General features: G+C 66.6%; 18 protein-coding genes. 4 read left to right on the forward strand and 14 right to left on the reverse strand.

The window, feature by feature from the left end; genetic code table 11:
* Positions 1 to 13: 13 nt before the first annotated feature.
* Both ABD736_RS03455 and ettA read right to left on the reverse strand, forming a co-directional pair.
* A complete protein-coding gene (locus tag ABD736_RS03455) occupies positions 14 to 559 on the reverse strand; it encodes an acyl-CoA thioesterase (RefSeq protein WP_344790337.1) in 546 nt (181 codons plus the stop codon).
* Positions 559 to 2,241 carry an energy-dependent translational throttle protein EttA gene (gene ettA, locus ABD736_RS03460; protein WP_344790338.1) on the reverse strand — a complete coding sequence of 561 codons (1,683 nt, stop codon included), beginning with the start codon at positions 2,239 to 2,241 and terminating at the stop codon, positions 559 to 561. Before ettA ends, ABD736_RS03455 begins: the two co-directional genes overlap by 1 nt.
* A 98-nt stretch (positions 2,242 to 2,339) precedes the next feature.
* Between ettA and ABD736_RS03465 the strand changes: the two genes are divergently transcribed.
* Entirely contained in the window at positions 2,340 to 2,825 is a 486-nt protein-coding gene (locus ABD736_RS03465) for a hypothetical protein (protein ID WP_344790339.1), read from the forward strand.
* Between the two features lie 95 nt (positions 2,826 to 2,920).
* On the opposite strand, the gene ABD736_RS03470 is transcribed toward ABD736_RS03465, so the two are convergent.
* The 4 genes from ABD736_RS03470 to msrA all read right to left on the reverse strand — a co-directional run bounded on the left by ABD736_RS03470 (position 2,921) and on the right by msrA (position 5,113).
* Entirely contained in the window at positions 2,921 to 3,310 is a 390-nt protein-coding gene (locus ABD736_RS03470; RefSeq protein WP_344790340.1) for a hypothetical protein, read from the reverse strand.
* Positions 3,311 to 3,327: 17 nt separating this feature from the next.
* On the reverse strand, positions 3,328 to 3,813 hold the full coding sequence (locus ABD736_RS03475) for a DUF6993 domain-containing protein (RefSeq protein ID WP_344790341.1): 486 nt from the start codon (positions 3,811 to 3,813) through the stop codon (positions 3,328 to 3,330).
* A gap of 60 nt (positions 3,814 to 3,873) precedes the next feature.
* Positions 3,874 to 4,446: a single-stranded DNA-binding protein gene (locus tag ABD736_RS03480; protein ID WP_344790342.1), complete on the reverse strand. Its 573-nt coding sequence runs from the start codon at positions 4,444 to 4,446 to the stop codon at positions 3,874 to 3,876.
* Between the two features lie 139 nt (positions 4,447 to 4,585).
* On the reverse strand, positions 4,586 to 5,113 hold the full coding sequence (gene msrA / locus ABD736_RS03485; RefSeq protein ID WP_344790343.1) for a peptide-methionine (S)-S-oxide reductase MsrA: 528 nt from the start codon (positions 5,111 to 5,113) through the stop codon (positions 4,586 to 4,588).
* Between the two features lie 21 nt (positions 5,114 to 5,134).
* Between msrA and ABD736_RS03490 the strand changes: the two genes are divergently transcribed.
* Together ABD736_RS03490 and ABD736_RS03495 are read left to right on the forward strand one after the other, a co-directional pair.
* On the forward strand, positions 5,135 to 5,947 hold the full coding sequence (locus tag ABD736_RS03490) for a hypothetical protein (RefSeq protein WP_344790344.1): 813 nt from the start codon (positions 5,135 to 5,137) through the stop codon (positions 5,945 to 5,947).
* A gap of 74 nt (positions 5,948 to 6,021) precedes the next feature.
* Positions 6,022 to 8,100 (forward strand): NAD(+) synthase, encoded by a 2,079-nt coding sequence (locus ABD736_RS03495; protein ID WP_344790345.1) that lies wholly within the window; start codon positions 6,022 to 6,024, stop codon positions 8,098 to 8,100.
* Here the strand turns inward: ABD736_RS03495 and ABD736_RS03500 are convergent.
* Genes ABD736_RS03500 through ABD736_RS03535 form a run of 8 tightly spaced genes read right to left on the reverse strand, consistent with a single transcriptional unit; the run spans position 8,097 to position 18,281 of the window.
* Positions 8,097 to 9,398 (reverse strand): hypothetical protein, encoded by a 1,302-nt coding sequence (locus tag ABD736_RS03500; RefSeq protein WP_344790346.1) that lies wholly within the window; start codon positions 9,396 to 9,398, stop codon positions 8,097 to 8,099. The two genes, ABD736_RS03495 and ABD736_RS03500, sit on opposite strands and share 4 nt — an antisense overlap.
* A complete protein-coding gene (locus tag ABD736_RS03505; protein ID WP_344790347.1) occupies positions 9,392 to 10,939 on the reverse strand; it encodes a glycosyltransferase in 1,548 nt (515 codons plus the stop codon). Before ABD736_RS03505 ends, ABD736_RS03500 begins: the two co-directional genes overlap by 7 nt.
* 11 nt (positions 10,940 to 10,950) lie before the next feature.
* Positions 10,951 to 13,278, reverse strand: a complete 2,328-nt coding sequence (gene secA2, locus ABD736_RS03510; protein ID WP_344790348.1) for an accessory Sec system translocase SecA2 — start codon at positions 13,276 to 13,278, stop codon at positions 10,951 to 10,953.
* Positions 13,271 to 13,693 carry an accessory Sec system protein Asp3 gene (gene asp3, locus ABD736_RS03515; RefSeq protein ID WP_344790349.1) on the reverse strand — a complete coding sequence of 141 codons (423 nt, stop codon included), beginning with the start codon at positions 13,691 to 13,693 and terminating at the stop codon, positions 13,271 to 13,273. The genes secA2 and asp3 overlap by 8 nt, the downstream gene beginning before the upstream one ends.
* 10 nt (positions 13,694 to 13,703) lie before the next feature.
* Entirely contained in the window at positions 13,704 to 15,230 is a 1,527-nt protein-coding gene (asp2, locus tag ABD736_RS03520; RefSeq protein ID WP_344790351.1) for an accessory Sec system protein Asp2, read from the reverse strand.
* On the reverse strand, positions 15,205 to 16,776 hold the full coding sequence (gene asp1 / locus ABD736_RS03525) for an accessory Sec system protein Asp1 (RefSeq protein WP_344790352.1): 1,572 nt from the start codon (positions 16,774 to 16,776) through the stop codon (positions 15,205 to 15,207). The genes asp2 and asp1 overlap by 26 nt, the downstream gene beginning before the upstream one ends.
* A complete protein-coding gene (gene secY2, locus ABD736_RS03530) occupies positions 16,773 to 18,047 on the reverse strand; it encodes an accessory Sec system protein translocase subunit SecY2 (protein ID WP_344790353.1) in 1,275 nt (424 codons plus the stop codon). Before secY2 ends, asp1 begins: the two co-directional genes overlap by 4 nt.
* A gap of 42 nt (positions 18,048 to 18,089) precedes the next feature.
* Entirely contained in the window at positions 18,090 to 18,281 is a 192-nt protein-coding gene (locus ABD736_RS03535) for a hypothetical protein (RefSeq protein WP_344790354.1), read from the reverse strand.
* Between the two features lie 76 nt (positions 18,282 to 18,357).
* Between ABD736_RS03535 and ABD736_RS03540 the strand changes: the two genes are divergently transcribed.
* The coding region (locus ABD736_RS03540; RefSeq protein ID WP_425554985.1) for a hypothetical protein at positions 18,358 to 19,145 on the forward strand (788 nt) is incomplete at its 3' end.

Here is a 19,145-nt window from a genome sequence, read left to right on the forward strand (position 1 = left end):
CCGCCGCGGGTGTCTAGCGCGAGGTGGATCCGCGCCGGAACTGCAGCGGCTCGCCGACGTAGGGCTCCCACGCAGCGCGCTCGTCGGGGCCGATCCGGCGTGGCCGGCCGGTCTCGGCATCCACCAGCACGAGCGTCGTCGCAGCACGCGCGTACAGCACGCGCTCCTTCGCGGTTACCGGCGAGTAGATCTCGTAGTACATGTCGAGACTCGCGCCGCCGATGCGCCCGATCCACAGCTGCAGGTCGAGCGGCGAGCGAAGGAACGGGATCTGCGCCAGGTACTCGATCTCCTGATGCGCGAGCACGGTCAGCGTGCCCTCGCCCGGCTTCGACTTGAGCACCGCCGTGTCCGCGAACGGGCCCGGATCGACGTGGCCCTCTTCGTCGGGGTCGCCTGCCCAGAAGGCCTGCACACGCGCGTCTTCGAAGAAGCGCAGCATGGCGACGTTGTTGACGTGGCCGTACGCGTCGAGGTCACTGAAGCGCATGACCGTGGGGACATGAATGCGACGGGATGCCGCAGCTGCGGCATCCGTCACCGTTGCGTCCTCAGCCATCAGTCGCGCGTCAACTTGCGGTAGGTGCTGCGGTGCGGCTTGGCGGCGTCTGCACCGAGGCGCTGCACCTTGTTCTCCTCATAGGCCTCGAAGTTGCCCTCGAACCAGTACCAGTTCGCCGGGTTCTCTTCGGTGCCCTCGTAGGCGAGGATGTGCGTCGCGATGCGGTCGAGGAACCACCGGTCGTGGGTGATGACCACCGCGCAGCCGGGGAACTCGAGCAGCGCGTTCTCGAGGCTCGAGAGCGTCTCGACGTCGAGGTCGTTAGTCGGCTCGTCGAGCAGCAGCAGGTTGCCGCCCTCTTTGAGCGTGAGAGCGAGGTTCAGCCGGTTGCGCTCACCACCGGAGAGCACACCCGCCTTCTTCTGCTGGTCGGGGCCCTTGAAGCCGAAGGTCGAGACGTAGGCGCGGCTCGGCACCTCGGTCTTGCCGACCTGGATGTAGTCGAGGCCGCCCGAGACGACCTCCCACAGGGTCTTGTTCGGGTCGATGTTGGCACGGCTCTGGTCGACGTAGGAGATCTTGACGGTCTCGCCGACCTTGAGCGTGCCGCCGTCGAGCTCTTCGAGGCCCACGATGGTCTTGAACAGCGTAGTCTTTCCGACACCGTTCGGGCCGATGACGCCGACGATGCCGTTGCGCGGAAGCGTGAAGCTCAGCCCGTCGACGAGAACGCGGTCGCCGAAGCCCTTCTTGAGGTCGTTCGCCTCGATCACGATGTCGCCGAGGCGCGGGCCCGCCGGAATCTGGATCTCCTCGAAGTCGAGCTTCCTCGTGCGCTCCGCCTCGGCCGCCATCTCTTCGTAGCGGGCGAGACGTGCCTTCGACTTCGCCTGGCGGCCCTTGGCGTTGCTGCGCACCCAGGCGAGCTCCTCGTCGAGGCGCTTCGCGAGCTTGGCGTCCTTCTTGCCCTGCACCTCGAGGCGCTCTGCCTTCTTCTCGAGGTAGGTCGAGTAGTTGCCCTCGTAGGGGTAGAGACGACCGCGGTCGACCTCACAGATCCAGCCGGCGACGTGGTCGAGGAAGTACCGGTCGTGGGTGACGGCGAGCACGGCGCCGGGGTACTTGGCGAGGTGCTGCTCGAGCCAGAGCACGCTCTCGGCGTCGAGGTGGTTGGTGGGCTCGTCGAGCAGCAGCAGGTCGGGCTTCTCGAGCAGCAGCTTGCACAGCGCGACGCGGCGCTTCTCACCACCGGAGAGGACGCTCACGATCGCGTCAGACGGCGGGCAGCGCAGCGCGTCCATCGCCTGCTCGAGCTGCGAGTCGAGGTCCCAGGCGTCGGCCGCGTCGATCTCTTCCTGCAGGGTGCCCATCTCGGCCAGCAGCGCGTCGAAGTCGGCGTCGGGGTCTGCCATCGCGGCGGAGATCTCGTTGAAGCGGTCGACCTTGGCCTTGATCGGGCCGACACCCTGCTGCACGTTCTCGAGGACGGTCTTGTCCTCATCGAGTTCGGGCTCCTGCATGAGGATGCCGACGGAGTAGCCCGGGCTCAGGCGAGCCTCGCCGTTGCTCGGCTGGTCGCGCCCCGCCATGATCTTGAGGATGGTGGACTTACCGGCACCGTTCGGGCCGACCACGCCGATCTTCGCGCCCGGAAGGAACGCCATCGTCACGTCGTCGAGGATCACCTTGTCGCCCACGGCCTTGCGGGCGCGGACCATGGAATAGATGTAATCGGCCAAGTCGTTTACACGCTCTCTCTTCGCTTCACGTTCCAACGTCCAAGCCTACCGATCATGTGCGCCGGCAATTTCGGGCGCTACTGCGCCACACTCGTGCTGTGGCTTTCGACCGAGACAAGAACTACGCATGCCTGTCCGTGTCATTAGAGGACCCCGCGATCAGCGTCGAGGAGATCGTTCGGGTGCTTCAGCGCACACCTGACGAAACGCGGCGCCTTGGGGAACAATCCACTCCAAACGGACCAGCTTCGAAATGGAACTCCGTTAGCTATTTCCTCGGTAACTCTGACGAGCAGCCGCTCAACCTTCAGCTCGGCGAGGCCGTGATGAAACTCGGCAACGAACTAGCAGACCGGCTGTCCCTGCTCGCGCAGCGCGGCGCGAGCGTCAGCGTCCAGTACGTTCAATCCGTCCACGGTGATGCCGACACCGCCGCCAAGGGCATTTGGCTGGAGTCAGGCGCTATTGCCTGGCTCGCGCGCGCTCAGGCATCCCTCGACATAGACCAGTATTTCTACGCCGACGAATCAACAACCGATCGCTTCGAGAGTTCACCTTCGCAAACAGCGCCATTGTTGAAATAGGTGTGGCTAGATGTAGTCAGCCACGTTGATCGACTCTAAAGGGCTGGCGCGCCCGGCACTCAGCCGACGGCCGGGATGCCGCGCCCGCGACGTGTCTACTCGGTCGCGAGCTGCGCCAGCGCCCAAGCGGCATCGTCTCGCCCCAGCGCCCACTCCACAGCGACATCTTCTGAACGCAACTCAAGGACCACGGGCGATGGCGGCCCGACCCAGAACACGTCGCTCAACGTCAAGGGTTGCTCACGGACGCTCGCATGCTGCACGCGCAGCCCCGTCAGCTCGAAGCGGATCGCACCCTTCATAGGCGCAACCGCCATGGTCCGCCAACGACCAGACAGCCCGGCAACCGTGCCTTCTTTGACGCGAAGGCTGCTGAGCGCCTTGCCGTCCTCACGAGCCAGCCGAGCACGCCGCTTCCACGCAGCATTGAAGAATGCGTTCTCTGCGACGCCGTCTACCAGCCCCGAGATGATGTCATCGATCATTCTTGAATCTCGATCACTCAGCCGACGGGCGGGATGCCGCCGATGAGGCAGCCGCCCGAGGCGAGCACCGGCGTGATCGTCGAGTGGTAGCCGTCGACCGCACTGCCCCACTGGCCGACCAGGCAGTCGGCGCCGACCTTGACGCCGACCATGATCGAGCCCGGCTGCAGGTCGGCCGAGGTCTTGCTTGCCGTGATCTGGGTGGCGTTCATCGGGAAGCCCGCCGACTTGAGGGACGCGGCGACCGCCGAGCCGCTCGCCTTCGCATTCTTCGCGACGACGCGCGTGATCGCCGCGTCGAACGCAGCCCGGTTTGACGCGGCGGTGCCCTTCGCGTCGAAGGTGGTCGCACCCGTGCCCGAGTCTCCGCCTGTCGACGGCTCCTCGGACCACGACGTCTGCGTGGGCGCCGCACCCTGCGGAGCTGCGGCCGCGGTGCAGCCGGCCAGCGTGAGGGCGAGCACGGCAGAGGCACCGACGACTGCCACGCGACCGAACTGCACGACTCCCCCTCACACGCCGGCCGGGCGGCCGACTGAGGTCGAGTCTAGACACCGCGCCTCTCAGAACGGCGGTGTCGCCGCGACCGGCTCGTCGAGCACCTCGCCCGTCTCGTCGTCGAACTCGACCAGCGCGAGGCCGGCCGGCTCGCCGGCATCCGCCACGGTCGCCGACCCGAGCTGCATGGCGCCCCAGTCGCTGCCGACGGACTGCTCATCGGGCGGCGTCTGCTCGTCTTCGACGGGCTGCGCACCGTCGTCCTTCCCGCCGCTCGGCTTGCCATTGTTCTTGGCGAACCCGACCGCCTTGCCCCAGCGGAAGTCGTGGCCGATGCCGTCTGCCTCGATCTCGACGTCAAGCCCGGACTTGTCACCCGCGCTCCACTCGCTGACCTTCAGCCGACCGGTCACGATGATCGGGTCGCCCTTGTTGATGCTCGCGAACGCGTTGGTCGCGAGCTCACGGAAGCAGCTGATGCTGAACCAGCTCGTCGGGCCGTTCTCCCACGCGCCGGTGGCGCGGTTGAAGCGGCGCTCTGACGACCCGAGCCGGAAGCTCGAGATGCTCAGACCGTTGACGATCACGAACTTGGGCTGGGTCGCGGCGAAGCCGCGCACGGTGATGCTCGAACTCATTGCGGAACCTCCTTGATCGGCGCCGAAGCGGCGCGGTTCCACGAGTGTGACCGGGGAAGGCATCCCCGCGAACGACGAAACCCCCGGATCGGGGATGACTCCGCCGATCCGGGGGCTGTGCTGGGGAAGAGCCCCAGAACTACGCGACGCGCACGTACTCGCCGAATGCCTTCCGCACCTTGTTCACCTTCGGCACGGCGACCGCCAGGCAGTAGCCCTGGCCGGGGTTCTTCGCGAAGAAGTCCTGGTGGTAGTCCTCGGCGCGATAGAACTCGCCGAGCGGCTCAAGAGTCGTGACCACTCCCCCGCCCCAGATGTCGTTCGCGCGCGCGATGGCCTCTTCGAAGAGCTTCTTCTGCTCGTCGTCCGCATAGAACATCGCCGAGCGGTACTGCGTGCCGACGTCGGCGCCCTGCCGGTTCAGCTGGCGCGGATCGTGCAGCGTGAAGAACGCGTCGAGGATGATGGATGCCGGGATCTCGGTCTCGTCGAAGGTGACGGCGACCGCCTCGGCGTGATTGGTCGTTCCGGTGCACACGAGCTCGTAGCTCGGGTTCGCGACCGAGCCGCCGGTGTAGCCGCTGATGACGTCGCTGACACCGCGAAGCGTGCGATAGACCGCGTCGAGACACCAGAAGCAACCGCCCGCGAGGACGAAGGTCTGCATGGGGACCCCTTTCGTGAAGTCATGTCCATGCTCTCAAACGACGGCACGCCGCAGATCGTTCCCGAGCGGCGACAGCGCTCGTCGTACTCTCACCGCATGCAGCTATGGAACGACTTCACGGGCTGGCTCACCGACCCGAGCAATGAGCCCCTTCTCTTCGCCATCGCGGTGCTCTTCATCGGCATCGTGGTCTCCGGTCTCATCGCCGCCTGGATCGCCCGCGGCACTGTCCGCGGAGTTCTCGCACGCACCGATCGCCAGCAGAAGGCGTCGGCGATCGCCGCGCTGGTGGATGCCGCCACCGAGGCATCCGTCTGGAACTCGCTGACTCCGGGCGAGCAGGTCCTCAGCGACCGCGCCGTCGGCCAGGCCGACATCCAGGTGCGCCTGCTGCCGATCAAGGGCGCAGGCGTCGCCGCGAACTGGGCGAGCCACCAGCTCGCCGAGATGAAGCGCAACTCGGCGACCTTCGGCTACCAGCTCGACCCGGTCGTCGCTGAGTTCCGCGATCGGCTCATCGAGTGGCAGAACAAGCCCGGCCGCGCCAAGCGCATCTTCGCCGGCGATCTCGAGCGCTGGCGATTCGAGTCGAGCACCCCCGACGCGCAGCTCGACGCCGAGCAGGAGAAGTGGGTCGCACGGCAGCACCACGAGAAGCACGCGTCGGCAGCGGCTACTGCCACCCCGGCTACTGCCACCCCGGCTACTGCCGCCCCGGCGCCCACCGCTCAGCCCACCGGCACCGTCGACACGCCGACCCAGGCGATGCCGCTGCCCACGGCGCCCTCCTACCTGCACCGCGACGAGCAGGAGCCCGAGCGCTACACCGCCTAGCGCGTCGCGCGCCAGCCTCGCGTCGCGCCTGAACCCGGTCTGCCAGACTTGCTGCATGACAGACCGGGTTCTCCATGTCTGAACGCCTGACGGAAGCACGCGCCTTGGGGGCCGCTGCCGGGGCCTACGCCCAGGGCTTCGCCCGCGTCGCCGCAGTGACCTTCCCGCTCGTGATCGCCGACCCTGCCGCGAACGCTGAGCGGCTGCTCGAGCAGGCGCGTGTCTGCGACGTGAAATCCGTCGCCGTCGCCGTGTTCACCGAGCTCTGCCTGACCGGCTACGCGCACGACGACCTGGTGCTGCAGGACGCCGTGCTGGACGGGGTCGACTCCGCTCTCGCTCGCATTGCCGAGGCATCCGTCGACCTCATGCCCGTGCTCGTCATCGGCGCGCCGCTGCGCCACGGCAACCGCCTCTTCAACTGCGCGGTCGTCATCCACCGCGGCCGCGTGCTCGGGGTCGCGCCCAAGTCCTATCTGCCGACCTACCGCGAGTTCTACGAGCGCCGCTGGTACGCCTCGGGCGACGACCAGCGCGGCGGCGAAATCACCGTCGCGGGCCAGTCCGCGCCGTTCGGGCCCGAGCTGCTCTTCGAGGCCTCCGATGTGCCCGGTCTCGTGCTGCACGCCGAGATCTGCGAGGACATGTGGATTCCCGTACCGCCGAGCGCCGAGGCGGCGCTCGCAGGCGCGACGGTACTGCTCAACCTCTCGGGCAGCCCGATCACCGTCGGGCGGGCCGACGATCGGCAGCTGCTGGCACGCTCCGCGTCGTCGCGGTGCCTGGCCGCCTATGTGTATGCCGCCGCGGGCATGGGCGAGTCGAGCAACGACCTCTCCTGGGACGGCGAGACACTCATCTACGAGACCGGGCGCCTGCTGGCCGCGACCGACCGCTTCCCCGACGGGCCGCGCATCGCCCTCGCCGACATCGATGTCGAGCTGCTGCGGCAGGAGCGCCTGCGCCAGGGCACCTTCGACGACAACCGGCGCGCACTCGACGAGCGCATCGCCGAGTTCCGCCGCGTGCCCTTCGAGCTGAACCCGCCGACCGGCGACATCGGCTTCGAGCGGGCCGTCGACCGGTACCCGTTCGTGCCCGACGACCCGGCGCGGCTCGCGCAGGACTGCTACGAGGCCTACAACATCCAGGTCTCGGGGCTCGAGCAGCGGATGTCGGCGATCGGCGGTCCCAAGCTCGTGATCGGCGTCTCGGGCGGCCTCGACTCGACGCACGCGCTGCTGGTCTGCGCCCAGGCGCTCGACCGTCTCGGCCGGCCGCGCAGCGACATCATCGCGGTCACGATGCCCGGGTTCGCGACCTCAGACCAGACGAAGTCGAACGCCTACGCGCTGGCCGAGGCCCTCGGCGTGACCTTCGAAGAGCTCGACATCAAGCCGACCGCCGAGGAGATGTTCCGTCGCATCGGGCATCCGTATGCCAATGGCGAGCCCGTCTATGACGTGACTTTCGAGAACGTTCAGGCCGGTCTGCGCACCGACTACCTGTTCCGGATCGCGAACCAGCGCGGCGGCATCGTGGTCGGCACCGGCGACCTGTCCGAGTTCGCGCTCGGCTGGGCGACCTACGGCGTGGGCGACCAGATGTCGCACTACGCCGTGAACTCTGGAGTGCCGAAGACGCTGATGCAGCACCTCATCCGCTGGGTGAGCAGCTCGGGGCTGTTCGAGGCCAACGTCTCGCAGGTGCTCGAGCGCGTGCTCGCCACCGAGATCAGCCCGGAGCTCGTTCCGGCGGGCGAGGACGGCGTCGCCCAGTCGACCGAGAAGACCATCGGCCCCTACGCACTGCACGACTTCGCGCTCTTCCACGTGCTGCGCTATGGCTTGCGGCCCAGCAAGATCGCGTGGCTGGCTGCGAAGACGTGGGCGGATGCCTCCACCGGCACCTGGCCGGCCGGATTCCCCGACGACGCGAAGGTCGAGTACTCGGCCGACGAGGTCGTCGCCTGGCTCGAGGTGTTCCTGAAGCGCTTCTTCGGCTTCGCGCAGTTCAAGCGCACGGCGGTGCCGAACGGCCCGAAGGTCGCCGCCGGCGGCTCGCTGTCGCCGCGCGGCGACTGGCGCGCGCCGTCGGATTCCACGGCGACGACCTGGCTCGCCGAGCTTCACTCCGCGTTCCCGAAGGGCTAGAGGAAGAGCGGCCGCCAGTCCTCCGCCGTCGACAGCGGTCCGTGCTGCGTGTGCAGTTCGTCGAGGGCGCGGCTGCGCGCCGAGCGCGTGCTCGTGACGGCATCCACCCGCGCCTTCAATTCGTCCACCGTGGCCGACGTGAGCGAGAAGTCGGGCGCCTTCGCCTGAGCGCCCAACGCCAGCACGACGAGATCGAGGTGGTAGGCCGCGCGCACCACGTCGAGCACCTCGGGCCCTGCGTTGATGTCGAGGTAGACCGATGCCTGCTCGAGCTCCGTGCGGATGCCGGTGTGGTTGATCGTCGGCGTCAGCACGAGGTTCGGGTACCGTGCGGCGAGGTCGTGCAGCTTCGCGCTCATGAGCGTCATCGCCGCAACCGAGATCGTCACGTCGGGGAACGCCTCGAGCAGCTCGACGAGGCCCGGGATCTCGTCGCTCGCGGTCAGGATGAACGCGCGGCGCGGGTCGTAGTCGCGCTTCTCGGCGAACTGGTCGAGGTGCGACAGATAGGCGAGCTCGACCGCGGTATTCGGGTGATGCGCGGCGACCTTGGCACGAAGCGCCTCGTCGAAGAAGACGATGCGCCTGAGCGCCGTCGGCAGCTCGAGCTCGAGCGCCATGTTCTCGGGCACCGCACCGGGCATCGGCTCCTGCCAGAACAGCGTGGTGTTCGGGTGCGTCGCCCGGGCGCGCGCAACGAACAGTGGGTATGACAGCGAGTTGATGAGGAGGCTGTCGTGGGGAATCCGCTGGTCATCGATGAAGAACGAGACGAACTGCGTCAGAGAGTCGAAGGCGAGCACGCGCGTCGCCGAGCGCAGCACGATGACGCGGGTCGCGTGGTCGACCTCGATCGTCCACTCCCCCGGCCCGCTGTAAACGGTCTGGTAGGCGGCTCCGTTGCTGCAGTACCGCGTCGCGTATCTGCTGCCGTAGCGGTCGTAGAGGTCGGTGTGGCTGACCGCCCCGTCGGGCAGCAGCCAGTCGACGCTCTCGACCTGCCGGAACGAGTTCGCCTCGTAGTTGATGCGGCCGAGCAGGAATCCGTCACGCAGGATCTCGCCGTGCTCTTCACGGCCGTGCCTGATCTCGCACCAGGGCGGCACCGGCACCTCGTTGAAGAACAGCGGTCGCCCGGTGCGCGGAAGCCCCGTGTAGGCCACGAACGGGCACAGGGCGTCGTCGGGCAATTCCCCCTGGTACGTGATGACGACGGGCGTGAACGGGATGCCTGCGGCGTGCAGCGACCGAGTCAGCTGCCGCGTGGCCTCATCGAAGCTGTCGAAGAGCGCTAGCACGGGGCGCCTCCGAACAGGAGGTCTTCCCAGAGCTGCCGCACCTGTGCGGCCGTGAACTCCTCGGCCTTGCGCAGGCTGGCCGCCCGCAGCTCGTCGAGCGGCGCGTCGGTGAGCACCTCGACGATCGCGTCGGCAAGCGCCGCGGCGTCGCCCTCGGCGTTCGTGTGCGGCGCGAGGCGGCCGTTGACGCCCGACTCGACCATCTCGCGGTTTCCGTAGTCGACGTCGAGGCCGACGATGGGCAGGCCCTCAGCGATCGCCTCGAGCATCGAGAGCCCGAAGCCCTCAGACGTGGACGCCGACACGTACAGGCCGTAGGGGCCGAGCAGCCCCTCGAGCTTCTGGTGCCCCATGAGCCGAATGAACTCCTGGCTCTTCGTCTCCTCGATGACGGCGAGCAGCGGTTCGCGGTTGCCTTCGCCGTAGATGTCGAGACGAAGCTCGGGAAGGGTCGCCCGGGCAGCTGCGACGGCGCGCACGAGCACATCGAGGTGCTTCTCGTCGGCGAGGCGGCTCGCGGTGACGAGGGCGAACCGCTCGTATTCGGGCGATGACGCGGGCGCGGCGACGAACCCGACGGGGATGCGAGCGACGCTGAACGAACCCTCAGGCATCCGCTCGGCCAACTGCGCTTCGAGCACCTCCTGCTGGCGGTGCGTCGAGACGATGAATCCGTCGACGAGGTCGGGGCGGGTGAACACGAACTCGTAGTGGTTGTTCCACAGCAGCACGCCGTCTTCCAGCTGCCGCGGGTCGAAGTGCTCGGCGTGCACGATCGAGTACAGGCGGTGGGCGCCGATCACCGGGTAGATGCCGTCGATGACATCCAGGGCGCGGTCGACGATCACCACGTCGTCGGGCCGGCTGAACAGCTGCGCGAAGACGAGTTGGAAGAACTGAGCACGCCCCTCGAGCACGAGATCGCCGCCGAAGGTGACGGGGCGCTCGCGCCCGGCGCGCAGCCGCTGCGTGTAGAGCGGCGACGCGCTCGTGATCAGCGTGCGGAGGATCTCGTCGTTCCGATAGAACTGCTCGGCGGCGACGCGGCCGTCGTCGGTGTAAAAGACGCGGCGCACCAGCCGACCGTCGTGAAAGTACTCGATGTCGTGCAGCGTCTCGTCGTAGTGCTCGATCCGCACGATCCGGTCGCCGACGATCGTCTCGACGCGATCGACAATGGCGCCGATCACAGTTCTGATGCGGTAGCGGACGGGTGAACCCGTCAGCGCGACGTCGGTGTACTCGGGAATGGCGGGCGCGACCTCGTGCGGCTGCCCGACGCGCGCCAGGTAGTCGTCGACCGTCAGCGTGCTCGGACGCGTCGTGCGCCCGGCGACGAGGTCGTAGATCCACAGCACCTGGTCGCGGCGGAACCCGAGACGATCGGTGAAGACGCTGAGGTTCGTCGGGATGTAGTCGGTGAACACGTAGTAGTCGTCGACGGCAGGGATGCCGGCGAACAGCTCGCGCCGGTAGACCTGCGCGTATTCGACGCCGCTCGAGGCGAGGCCGATCGCCTTGTTGATGTTGAAGACACGCACGGATGCTTGCCCTACGCGAACTGGATGACGAGGGCGCCGTCGCTGCCCTGCTCGATGCGGCTCAGGCACAGCAGCCGCACGATGTCGCGGTTGATGCGCTTCTTCATCTCCTCGAACGCGAAGTAGGCCTCGCGGCGGTACTCGTACTCGACCTTGTGCTGGGCGAGGTTGCGGTTCTGCACGACGGTCTTGAGCTGCTCGAGGAAGTCCACCTGCTCGATCCAGGCGACGTCGATCGACTTGAGGAAGCAGATGTTCTGGAAGCGCGTGTAGATCGTGTCGTCCCCGAGTGCGTCCGCCTTCTGCTGGATCTCCTGCGCGAACATCTCGGCCAGGAACCCCTTGACCGCCTCGCCGTTCGCCAGATCGACGGAATGAAAGCCCTCGGGCAGGTGGTAGCTGACGTTGTCGAAGATGTAGCGCATGAGCGACCCGGAGTCGGCGCCGACGCCGGCGGCGACCGCATCGGTGAAGACCTCATTCGCGATCGCATCGAGTTCCCGGCGCGTGATCGGCTCGCCCGTGATGATCTCGTTGCGCACGGCGTAGACGAGGTCGCGCTGGCGGGCCATCGCGATGTCGAAGTCCTTCGACAGCTTCCGGGCACCGCTCGCCGAGTCCTCGCTGGCACGCTGTGCCCGGTTCAGCAGCCGCAGCATGGTGGCGGGGCTGCGGCGCTTCTTGCCGAGATCCTTCTGCTTCACCGAGCCGAACTTGACGAACAGGTCGTCTTCGAGCGACGCGTAGAAGCGGCTCGACCCCGGGTCGCCCTGACGTCCCGCGCGGCCGCGCACCTGGCCTTCGACCCGCTGGTTCGGGAACTTCTCGGTGCCGATGATGACGAGACCGCCGAGTTCCTTGGCGTCGGGCTCGACCTTGATGTCTGTGCCGCGGCCGGCGATCAGCGTGGCCACCGTGATGGCCCCCTTGCGCCCGGCTTCACGCACCATCGCCGCTTCCTTCGCCTCGCTCAGCGCATTGAGCAAGTTGTGCTCGATGCCGCGGTCGAGCAGGTACTGCGAGAACTTGATCGAGCTGTTCACCGAGGCCGTCGTGAGCAGGATCGGGCGCTCCGTCTTCCGCACCTCTTCGACATAGTCCAGAACGAGCTGCTCCTTCTCGTCGATCGTCGCGACGACGACATCCGGCTCATCGACGCGGATGACCGGGCGGTACGTCGGGATCTCGACGACAGCGGTGCCGTAGGTCTTGAGCAGCTCCTTCTCTGACCCCTTGGCCGTGCCGGTCATGCCGCCCATCTTGTCGAACATGAGGAACAGATTCTGATAGGTGACCGAGGCCATCGCGCGGTTCTCCGTGGTGATCTCGAGACCCTCGCGGCCTTCGATCGCCTGGTGCAGGCCGCCCTGCAGCTTGTTGCCCTCGAGCAGGCGGCCGGTGACCGAGCTCAGCAGCACGAGCTGGTCGCCGACGACCATGTAGTCGCGCAGCGGCTGGAAGCGCGTGCGGGCCCGCAGCGCGAGGAAGATGTGGCGGTTCAGCTGGAAGTACTCGGGCGCGTAGATATTCGGCACGTGGAAGAACCGGTTGCCGGCGGCGATTCCCTCTTCGGTGAGGGTCACCACGCCGTCACTCTCGTCGTACTCGTACTCGATGTCTTCCCGCAGCGTCGCCACGAATGCATCTGCGATCGGGTACAGGTTCGACTGCACCCGCGGTGAGCCCGAGATCACCAGCGGCATCTGCGCGAGGTCCAGCAGGATCGCGTCGGCCTCGTCGATCAGCACGTAGTTGAACGGGCGCAGGTACTTGTCTTCGCTCGTGCCGGCGAGATTCTCGAGCAGGTAGTCGAACCCGACCTTGTCGCTGGTGGTGTAGATGACGTCGGCGGCGTAGATCTCCTTCTTCTCCGCCACCGAGAAGTCGTTCGCGCCGGCCTCCGGTACGCCGATGGCCAGCTTCAGGCCCATGAACTCGAAGAGCGGCCGGAACTCCTCTGCGTCGCGGCGCGCGAGGTAGCCGTTGACCGTGACGAGCATCGCGCCGCGCCCGCTGAGGGCGTTGAGGTAGAGCGGCAGCGTCGCCGTGAGGCTCTTGCCCTCACCGGTCTTCATCGCCGCGATGTTGCCCTGGTGCATGACGATCGCCGCGAGCAGCTGGTTCTCGTAAGGGAACTTGCCGACGATGCGCAGGGCCGCTTCGCGAAGGGCCGCGTATGCCTCCGGCAGCAGCGCGTCGAGAGATTCGCCTTTTTGCGCCCGCGCCCGGTACCCCGCCGTCGCCACCCGTAGCTGGTCGTCGCTGAGAGCCCGCATCTGACTCTCATACGAGGCGATGCGCTGCACGAGGCGCCGGTTCTTGGCCTGGGTGTCAGCCATTCCCGTCCACCTCCAGCAGCGCCAGCGATGTGAAGTGCAGTTCGTCGCAGCCGGCGTTCACCATGCGGATCGCATAGTGGTGGGCATCCCCCGGGTACTCGAACTCGCAATCGGGCGCATGCAGCACCTGCACGCCGACCAGCGCATCGAAGCGGTCGAAGAAGCGCGCCTCGAAGACCAGCGTGCCCTCGGGAACCGACGTGACCTGGGCCGCGACGCGATAGGTCCTTCCCGCATGCAGCAGCGGCAGGTCGGGGGTGTCGCGCACCGACTGGTAGTCGGTGACCGAGTACCACTCCTGAATCGTGGTGCCGCCGGGCATCAGATGGTTGACGAGGCTCACCTCGCCCGCCGGGCTGATGGTCAGCGCCGAGCCGTAGAGCGAATCCGCGCTTTTGTGGCTGCCCCAGCGCACTGTCGCGATCTCAGCGGGTGCCATTTCGGGCCCCCCGGTATTCCTCGATGGTGCGCGTGTACTGGTTCACGAACCAGGTGACGATCGATGCGCTGTCGTCGTTGTGACGGCCCTGGTAGCCGCGGGCGATCACCGAGGTGGGCTTGCCCGTCTGCGAGTTGAGCAGGGTGTAGTAGGCCTGATCGTCGTAGTCGTCCTGCTCCATGTACGACAGCAGGATCTTGGTGTCACCGAAGCCCGGCTCGCCGTTCCACCGATCGACGAGATGGGTCGTGAACGCGTCGGGCGTCGCCTCGTCTGCGCCGTGGTCGGACCGGTCCCAGAAGTTCACGATGTCGAAGATGGTGAAGAAGTCGCCCGGTCGCACAAGCCGGCCGCGCTCCGCGACGTAGCCCAGGTCGACGATCGGCTTGCCCGCGATGATCGCCAGCGCGTCGAGCTGCGAGCCGTAATACAGCGCGCCGAACGACCCCATGGACAGGCCCGAGACGATGACATCCTTCTCCTCGAATCCCAGGTCGCGCACCAGGCCGCGGATCGTACGCAGCAGCAGGTCTTCGAGCTCGCTGCTGCCGAGATAGAAGCGGCCGCCTTCGAGGCGCGGGTCGCTGATCAGCAGGAAGGGGTGCCCGAAGCGCTCCATCATGAAGTAGCCCTCGAAGCCCTCGGCGGGGCGGTAACCCGCGAAGTAGATGTTGAGCGGCGGCTCGAGGTTGCCGGGGTGGAAGAAGTAGAAGAGCTCTTCGCGATTGCTGTCGACGAGTCGCTGGCCGCCCGGCACGAACTGGCCGGCCCCGAACCGGGTGTGGCGATAATGGATGGGGCCGACCTTGACCCGGCCCTTTCCCTTGGCGAACACCGAGCAGGCCAGATATCCGCTCGTCGGCTCGTCGATGATGATGGGCTCAGCGAGCTCGGCCTCGGTGTAGTTGCGCTGGAAGGTGATGACGTCGGGCGAGCCGCTCTGGATCAGCTGCACGCAGAGCTCGATCTCGCAGCCCTCGTCCTTCAGATATTCGGGCCACAGCTCGAGCGGGCGGTCGCTCTGATAGGCGATGTTCTCGCGCCAGAGCACGAGCTGGCGCAGCTCGTCACGATCCACGTCGGCCACGACGTACGAGTTCCCCTCGAACGACCAGCCGGTCGTATGGAACGGCGAGACCTGCGCGCGCCGGATCTCGAGCTTCTGCCCGAAGGGCTTCGGGAAGTACTTGCGCGGCAGCTCGGCGATGACCTGCTGCCGATCGGAGACGTCGATGAAGCTCGCCGCCTTGCGCGCCAGGAAGCGGCGCGTCTCGTCGTCGAACCCGACCTCCAGCTCTCGGGCCACGAGCAGCGCGTAGGGCGAGATGACCGCGTCGAGCTGCTCGAGCAGACGCAGCTCGCACGGGGCATCCAGCACCGTCACCGCGATGCGCCCGATCAGCTTCGCGTCGAAGCCGCTCTCGTCACCGGCGTCGACGAACACCCATTCGTCGCGGGCGCCCAAGCCGCCAGCGGCCGACCAGTCGTCACGCCCGATCTGAAGGACCCGCATAGGCCACCGCCTCTCTGATCAGATCCCACCGGTCGAGCACTTCCTGCGCCCGGAACAGATCCTGCAGCACGCGGCACTGCACCAGCGATTGGTTCCAGTGCTCGAGGCCCTCGAGGAAGTATTCGAGCGCCGTCGCCAGCTCCGAGATGTCGCCGATGACAAAGCCGTTGATCGGATGCGTGACGAGCTCTTGCTCGTAGCGGTTGATCTGAGGCACGCCGGCGTTGACGGCCTCGGTCGCGAGGCGATGATTCACCGTCTCGCCGAGATCGACGAGCACGCGCGACTTGATCATCGTCTGCGTCAGGTCGGCCTCGCGGTCGATGAAGGTGAGCTGGATCTTCTCCTCAGGCTCTTCCGCGATGCCGACGTCGACGCCGAGGGCAGCGATCTCGTCTGCCTCGAAGAACGCCGTGTCGAGGTGCTGGTACCCGGCGATGACACGCCGCACCTCGCGCAGGAAGTCGAGGTCCTGCGAGCGGAACGTGCACACCAGCAACCGGGTGTGGTCGTCGCCGACCAGCTGACCTGCGCTCATCGCGATCGCGTAGTCCAGCTCGTCGAGGGGGATGTCGTCGACGAACAGCGAGATGTAGACCTTGGCCTCGTTGGCACTCGCGCCGAAGGTCGGCCGGCGCTCGAGCGGATAGACCGGAACGACCGGCAGCAGTGCCCAGTCGTCGAGCGGGTCGCCGGCGTCCGACTCCCGCTGCCCGACGCCGGCGAACACGGCGCCCGCGCGCTGGATGACCTCACCGGATGCCACGGCCTGCCGTGCCGCCGAGCGCGACAGCACCAGCGTCTGGTCGGTGAGCAGGGACGTCACCAGTTCGTTGTGCTGCTCAGACACCGCGACCACCACCGTGTCGTGCTCGCCGTCGCGCGCACCGAGGTGCGCGCCGAGGAACTCGGCCATCAGCGCTTCCCAGTTGTCGTACGAGGGATGCCTGAACCGCTCCCCCTCGTTCTGCACGACGTCGATACGCCCGGTCGGCACGTCTTCGCTCACGATGACATCGCCGCCGCGTGAGAGGTAGTACTGCGTCATCGGCTGGCCGGCCTCGTCGTGCATGAGAACACTTGAGAGGAATCCCCGGTCGTCATAGATGCGCTCCAGTGCAGGCATCCCGGCCCCGTAAAAGCGGATCGACTGCAACGTGCCGTCCTTCGACAGGTAGACGCGCGCATAGACCTCGCTCTCGCGCATGACGGTGACGATGAATGGGTTGTAGTGGAAGCTGACATCCTCGGGCCACTCGAGCTCGAGGAAGTCGATGGGGCGCGTGTAGTCGTCGGTGAGCCCCTGCACCTCGTCGAAGAACGACCAGTACGGCACGTCGAAGATGTTCTGACTGTGCAGGAAACGGCGCAGGCTCGGCACGTAGTTCAGGACGATCAGGCGCGCCTCTTCGCTGCCCTGCCGGAAGACGCGCAACTGGGTGACGGTGTCGTCGGACTCGGTGGCGCCGCGGGTGCTGAACCAGACCCGGTCGGTCGAATACCACCGGCGCTCGGCGTTGTACCAGGCGGGGATGAAGTGGATCATGCCGTCGCACCGCCCGAGCGCGTGCGGAACGAGAAGACGTACTTCGTGCCGAGGCGCGAGTCCGCGATCTCTTCGTGAAGAGCCCACAGCAGACCGAGCAGGATCATCAGGGTGCCGGGCGCGGTCAGCAGGTACTGCAGGTTCGGGAACGTGCCGATGAAGTAGAGCGGAATGCCGGTGAAGATCACGAGGAAGACGCCGCTCAGCACTGACAGCAGAACGACCCGACGGCGGATGTAGCGGCGCGTCGGTTCCCCCGGCTGCACATGGTCGAAGTACTCGCCACCGTCGCGCATGCGCTCTGCCGTCTCTTTCGGCTTGAAGGTGAAGAGGCCGAAGAAGATGGTCAGCACGAACAGCAGCACGAGGTAGAACGTGAAGCCGATCGGGCTGCTCAGGCCCCACACCTCGAGGAAACGGTCGGCGCCATGCGCTGCCCCGGGGATGACCGCGCCCGCGGCATGCACGATGAACTGAGGGATCGCGAGCAGAGAGAGCGCGTACATGATCGGCGACGCGCCGGCCGGGTTGAGCTTGATGGGCAGATACGACACGCCGATGAATCCGCTGTCGATCGACACCTTGTTCACGTGCAGCCGCATCTCGGCGTTGCCCGCGAACACGCCGATGATGACGACGCAGACGCACGCGATGATGACGAACCAGAGCATGTGGACGTATTCAGGGGATGCCGCGACGTGCAGTGTCTCGAAGTTGCGCATCGCCGTGATGATCAGCTGGTACAGGATGAACATCGTGACGCCGCCGAGGCCGAGCGCCTCGTTGCGGTTCGCCAGCCAGGCGACGAGCGCCGCGCCCACCGTGAAGATCACGACCACCACGATCTGCGCGTTGACCTCACCGGAGAACGGGCCGAACGGCAGCGGCTCGATCTGGTACCTGGTCATGAGGCTGATGGACTGGATGATCGCGAGGATCACCATCAGCACGTTGCGGGCGCGATTGACGGTCTCTTCCGGGATCTTGCGATCGCGGGCGATCTGCCCGAGAAACAGGAACCGCCACAGGATCGCGGCTCCCATCCACGGCCCGAGCCCCAGCGAGAAGAGGGACGGGAAGAAGAAGTTGCCGCCGGTCGCGATGTTGGCGATGTCGAGCAGCTGCGCATTGGTCGTGCCGGTTCCCGTCACGGTGCCGTGAAGCAGGGGCACGGGGATGTTGCGGCCGATCATGAAGCACACGAAGAACAGCGCCGTCCACAGGAGCTTTGTTCTCAGCGTCGCGTATCTGCTGTCACGAACTCGCGCCACACCCCGTCCTTCCCCTGCGTGCCGGCGTCACTCGCTGTGGTGTCACTTCCTGTTGCCGAAGATGTTCAGCGACTTGAGCAGCGAGCCGATGCGCGATTGGCGAGCATCGGCCGGCGCCGCGGAGCCGCTCTGAACGACGCTCTCGGCCTGCGACATGCTCGCGATGACCGAGTCGCTGACCGACGACTCGGAATCGCTCGCCGACAGGGTGCCGCTGACGGACTCGTAGATCACCGTGCTGTGCGACTCGCTGCCCGACGTCGAGGCCGACCCGCTGATCGAGGCGGACTCGCTGATCGAGGCGGACCCGGTGACGGATGCCGACTCGCTGATCGAGCCGGAGGCGGAGCCGCTCGTCGACGCTGCGGTGGTGTCTGCGGTGGTCGTGGACTCGCTGGGCGCCGGCGAAGCGCTCGTCGCGGAGGCGCTCGTCGCGGAGACGCTCGTCGTGCCGGTTGCCGATGCCGACTCGCTGATCGATGCAGACGCGGAGTCGCTGAAACTGCTCGACGCAGAATCGCTGAGCGATGCCGAAGCCGAGTCACTCAGAGAAGTCGATGCCGAACCGCTCAAGCTCTCCGACGTCGACTCACTCAACGAGGTGGAGGCCGAGCCGCTCAGGCTGCCCGAAGTCGACTCGCTCAACGACGTCGACGCAGAGCCACTCAAGCTCTCGGACGTCGACTCACTCAACGACGTCGACGCAGAACCACTCAAGCTCTGCGAGCTGGATTCGCTCAACGACGTCGACGCGGAGCCACTGAGGCTGCCCGAAGTCGATTCGCTCAGCGATGTAGACAGCGAACCACTCAGACTCTCGGACGTCGACTCGCTTGTTGACGTGGATGCCGATGCACTCACACTGCCCGAGGTCGACTCGCTTGCCGAAGTCGACACGGAACCACTCAAGCTCTCCGAAGCGGACTCACTTATCGACGTCGACGCAGACCCGCTCAAGCTTTGCGAGCCCGACTCGCTCAACGAGGTCGAAGCAGACCCACTCAAGCTCTCGGACGTCGATTCACTCACCGACGTCGACGCAGAGCCGCTCAGACTCTGGGAGGTCGATTCACTCAACGAAGCCGAACCGCTAAGACT

The sequence above is a fragment of the Gryllotalpicola daejeonensis genome (assembly GCF_039538145.1).
GTDB classification, from domain to species: Bacteria; Actinomycetota; Actinomycetes; order Actinomycetales; family Microbacteriaceae; genus Gryllotalpicola; species Gryllotalpicola daejeonensis.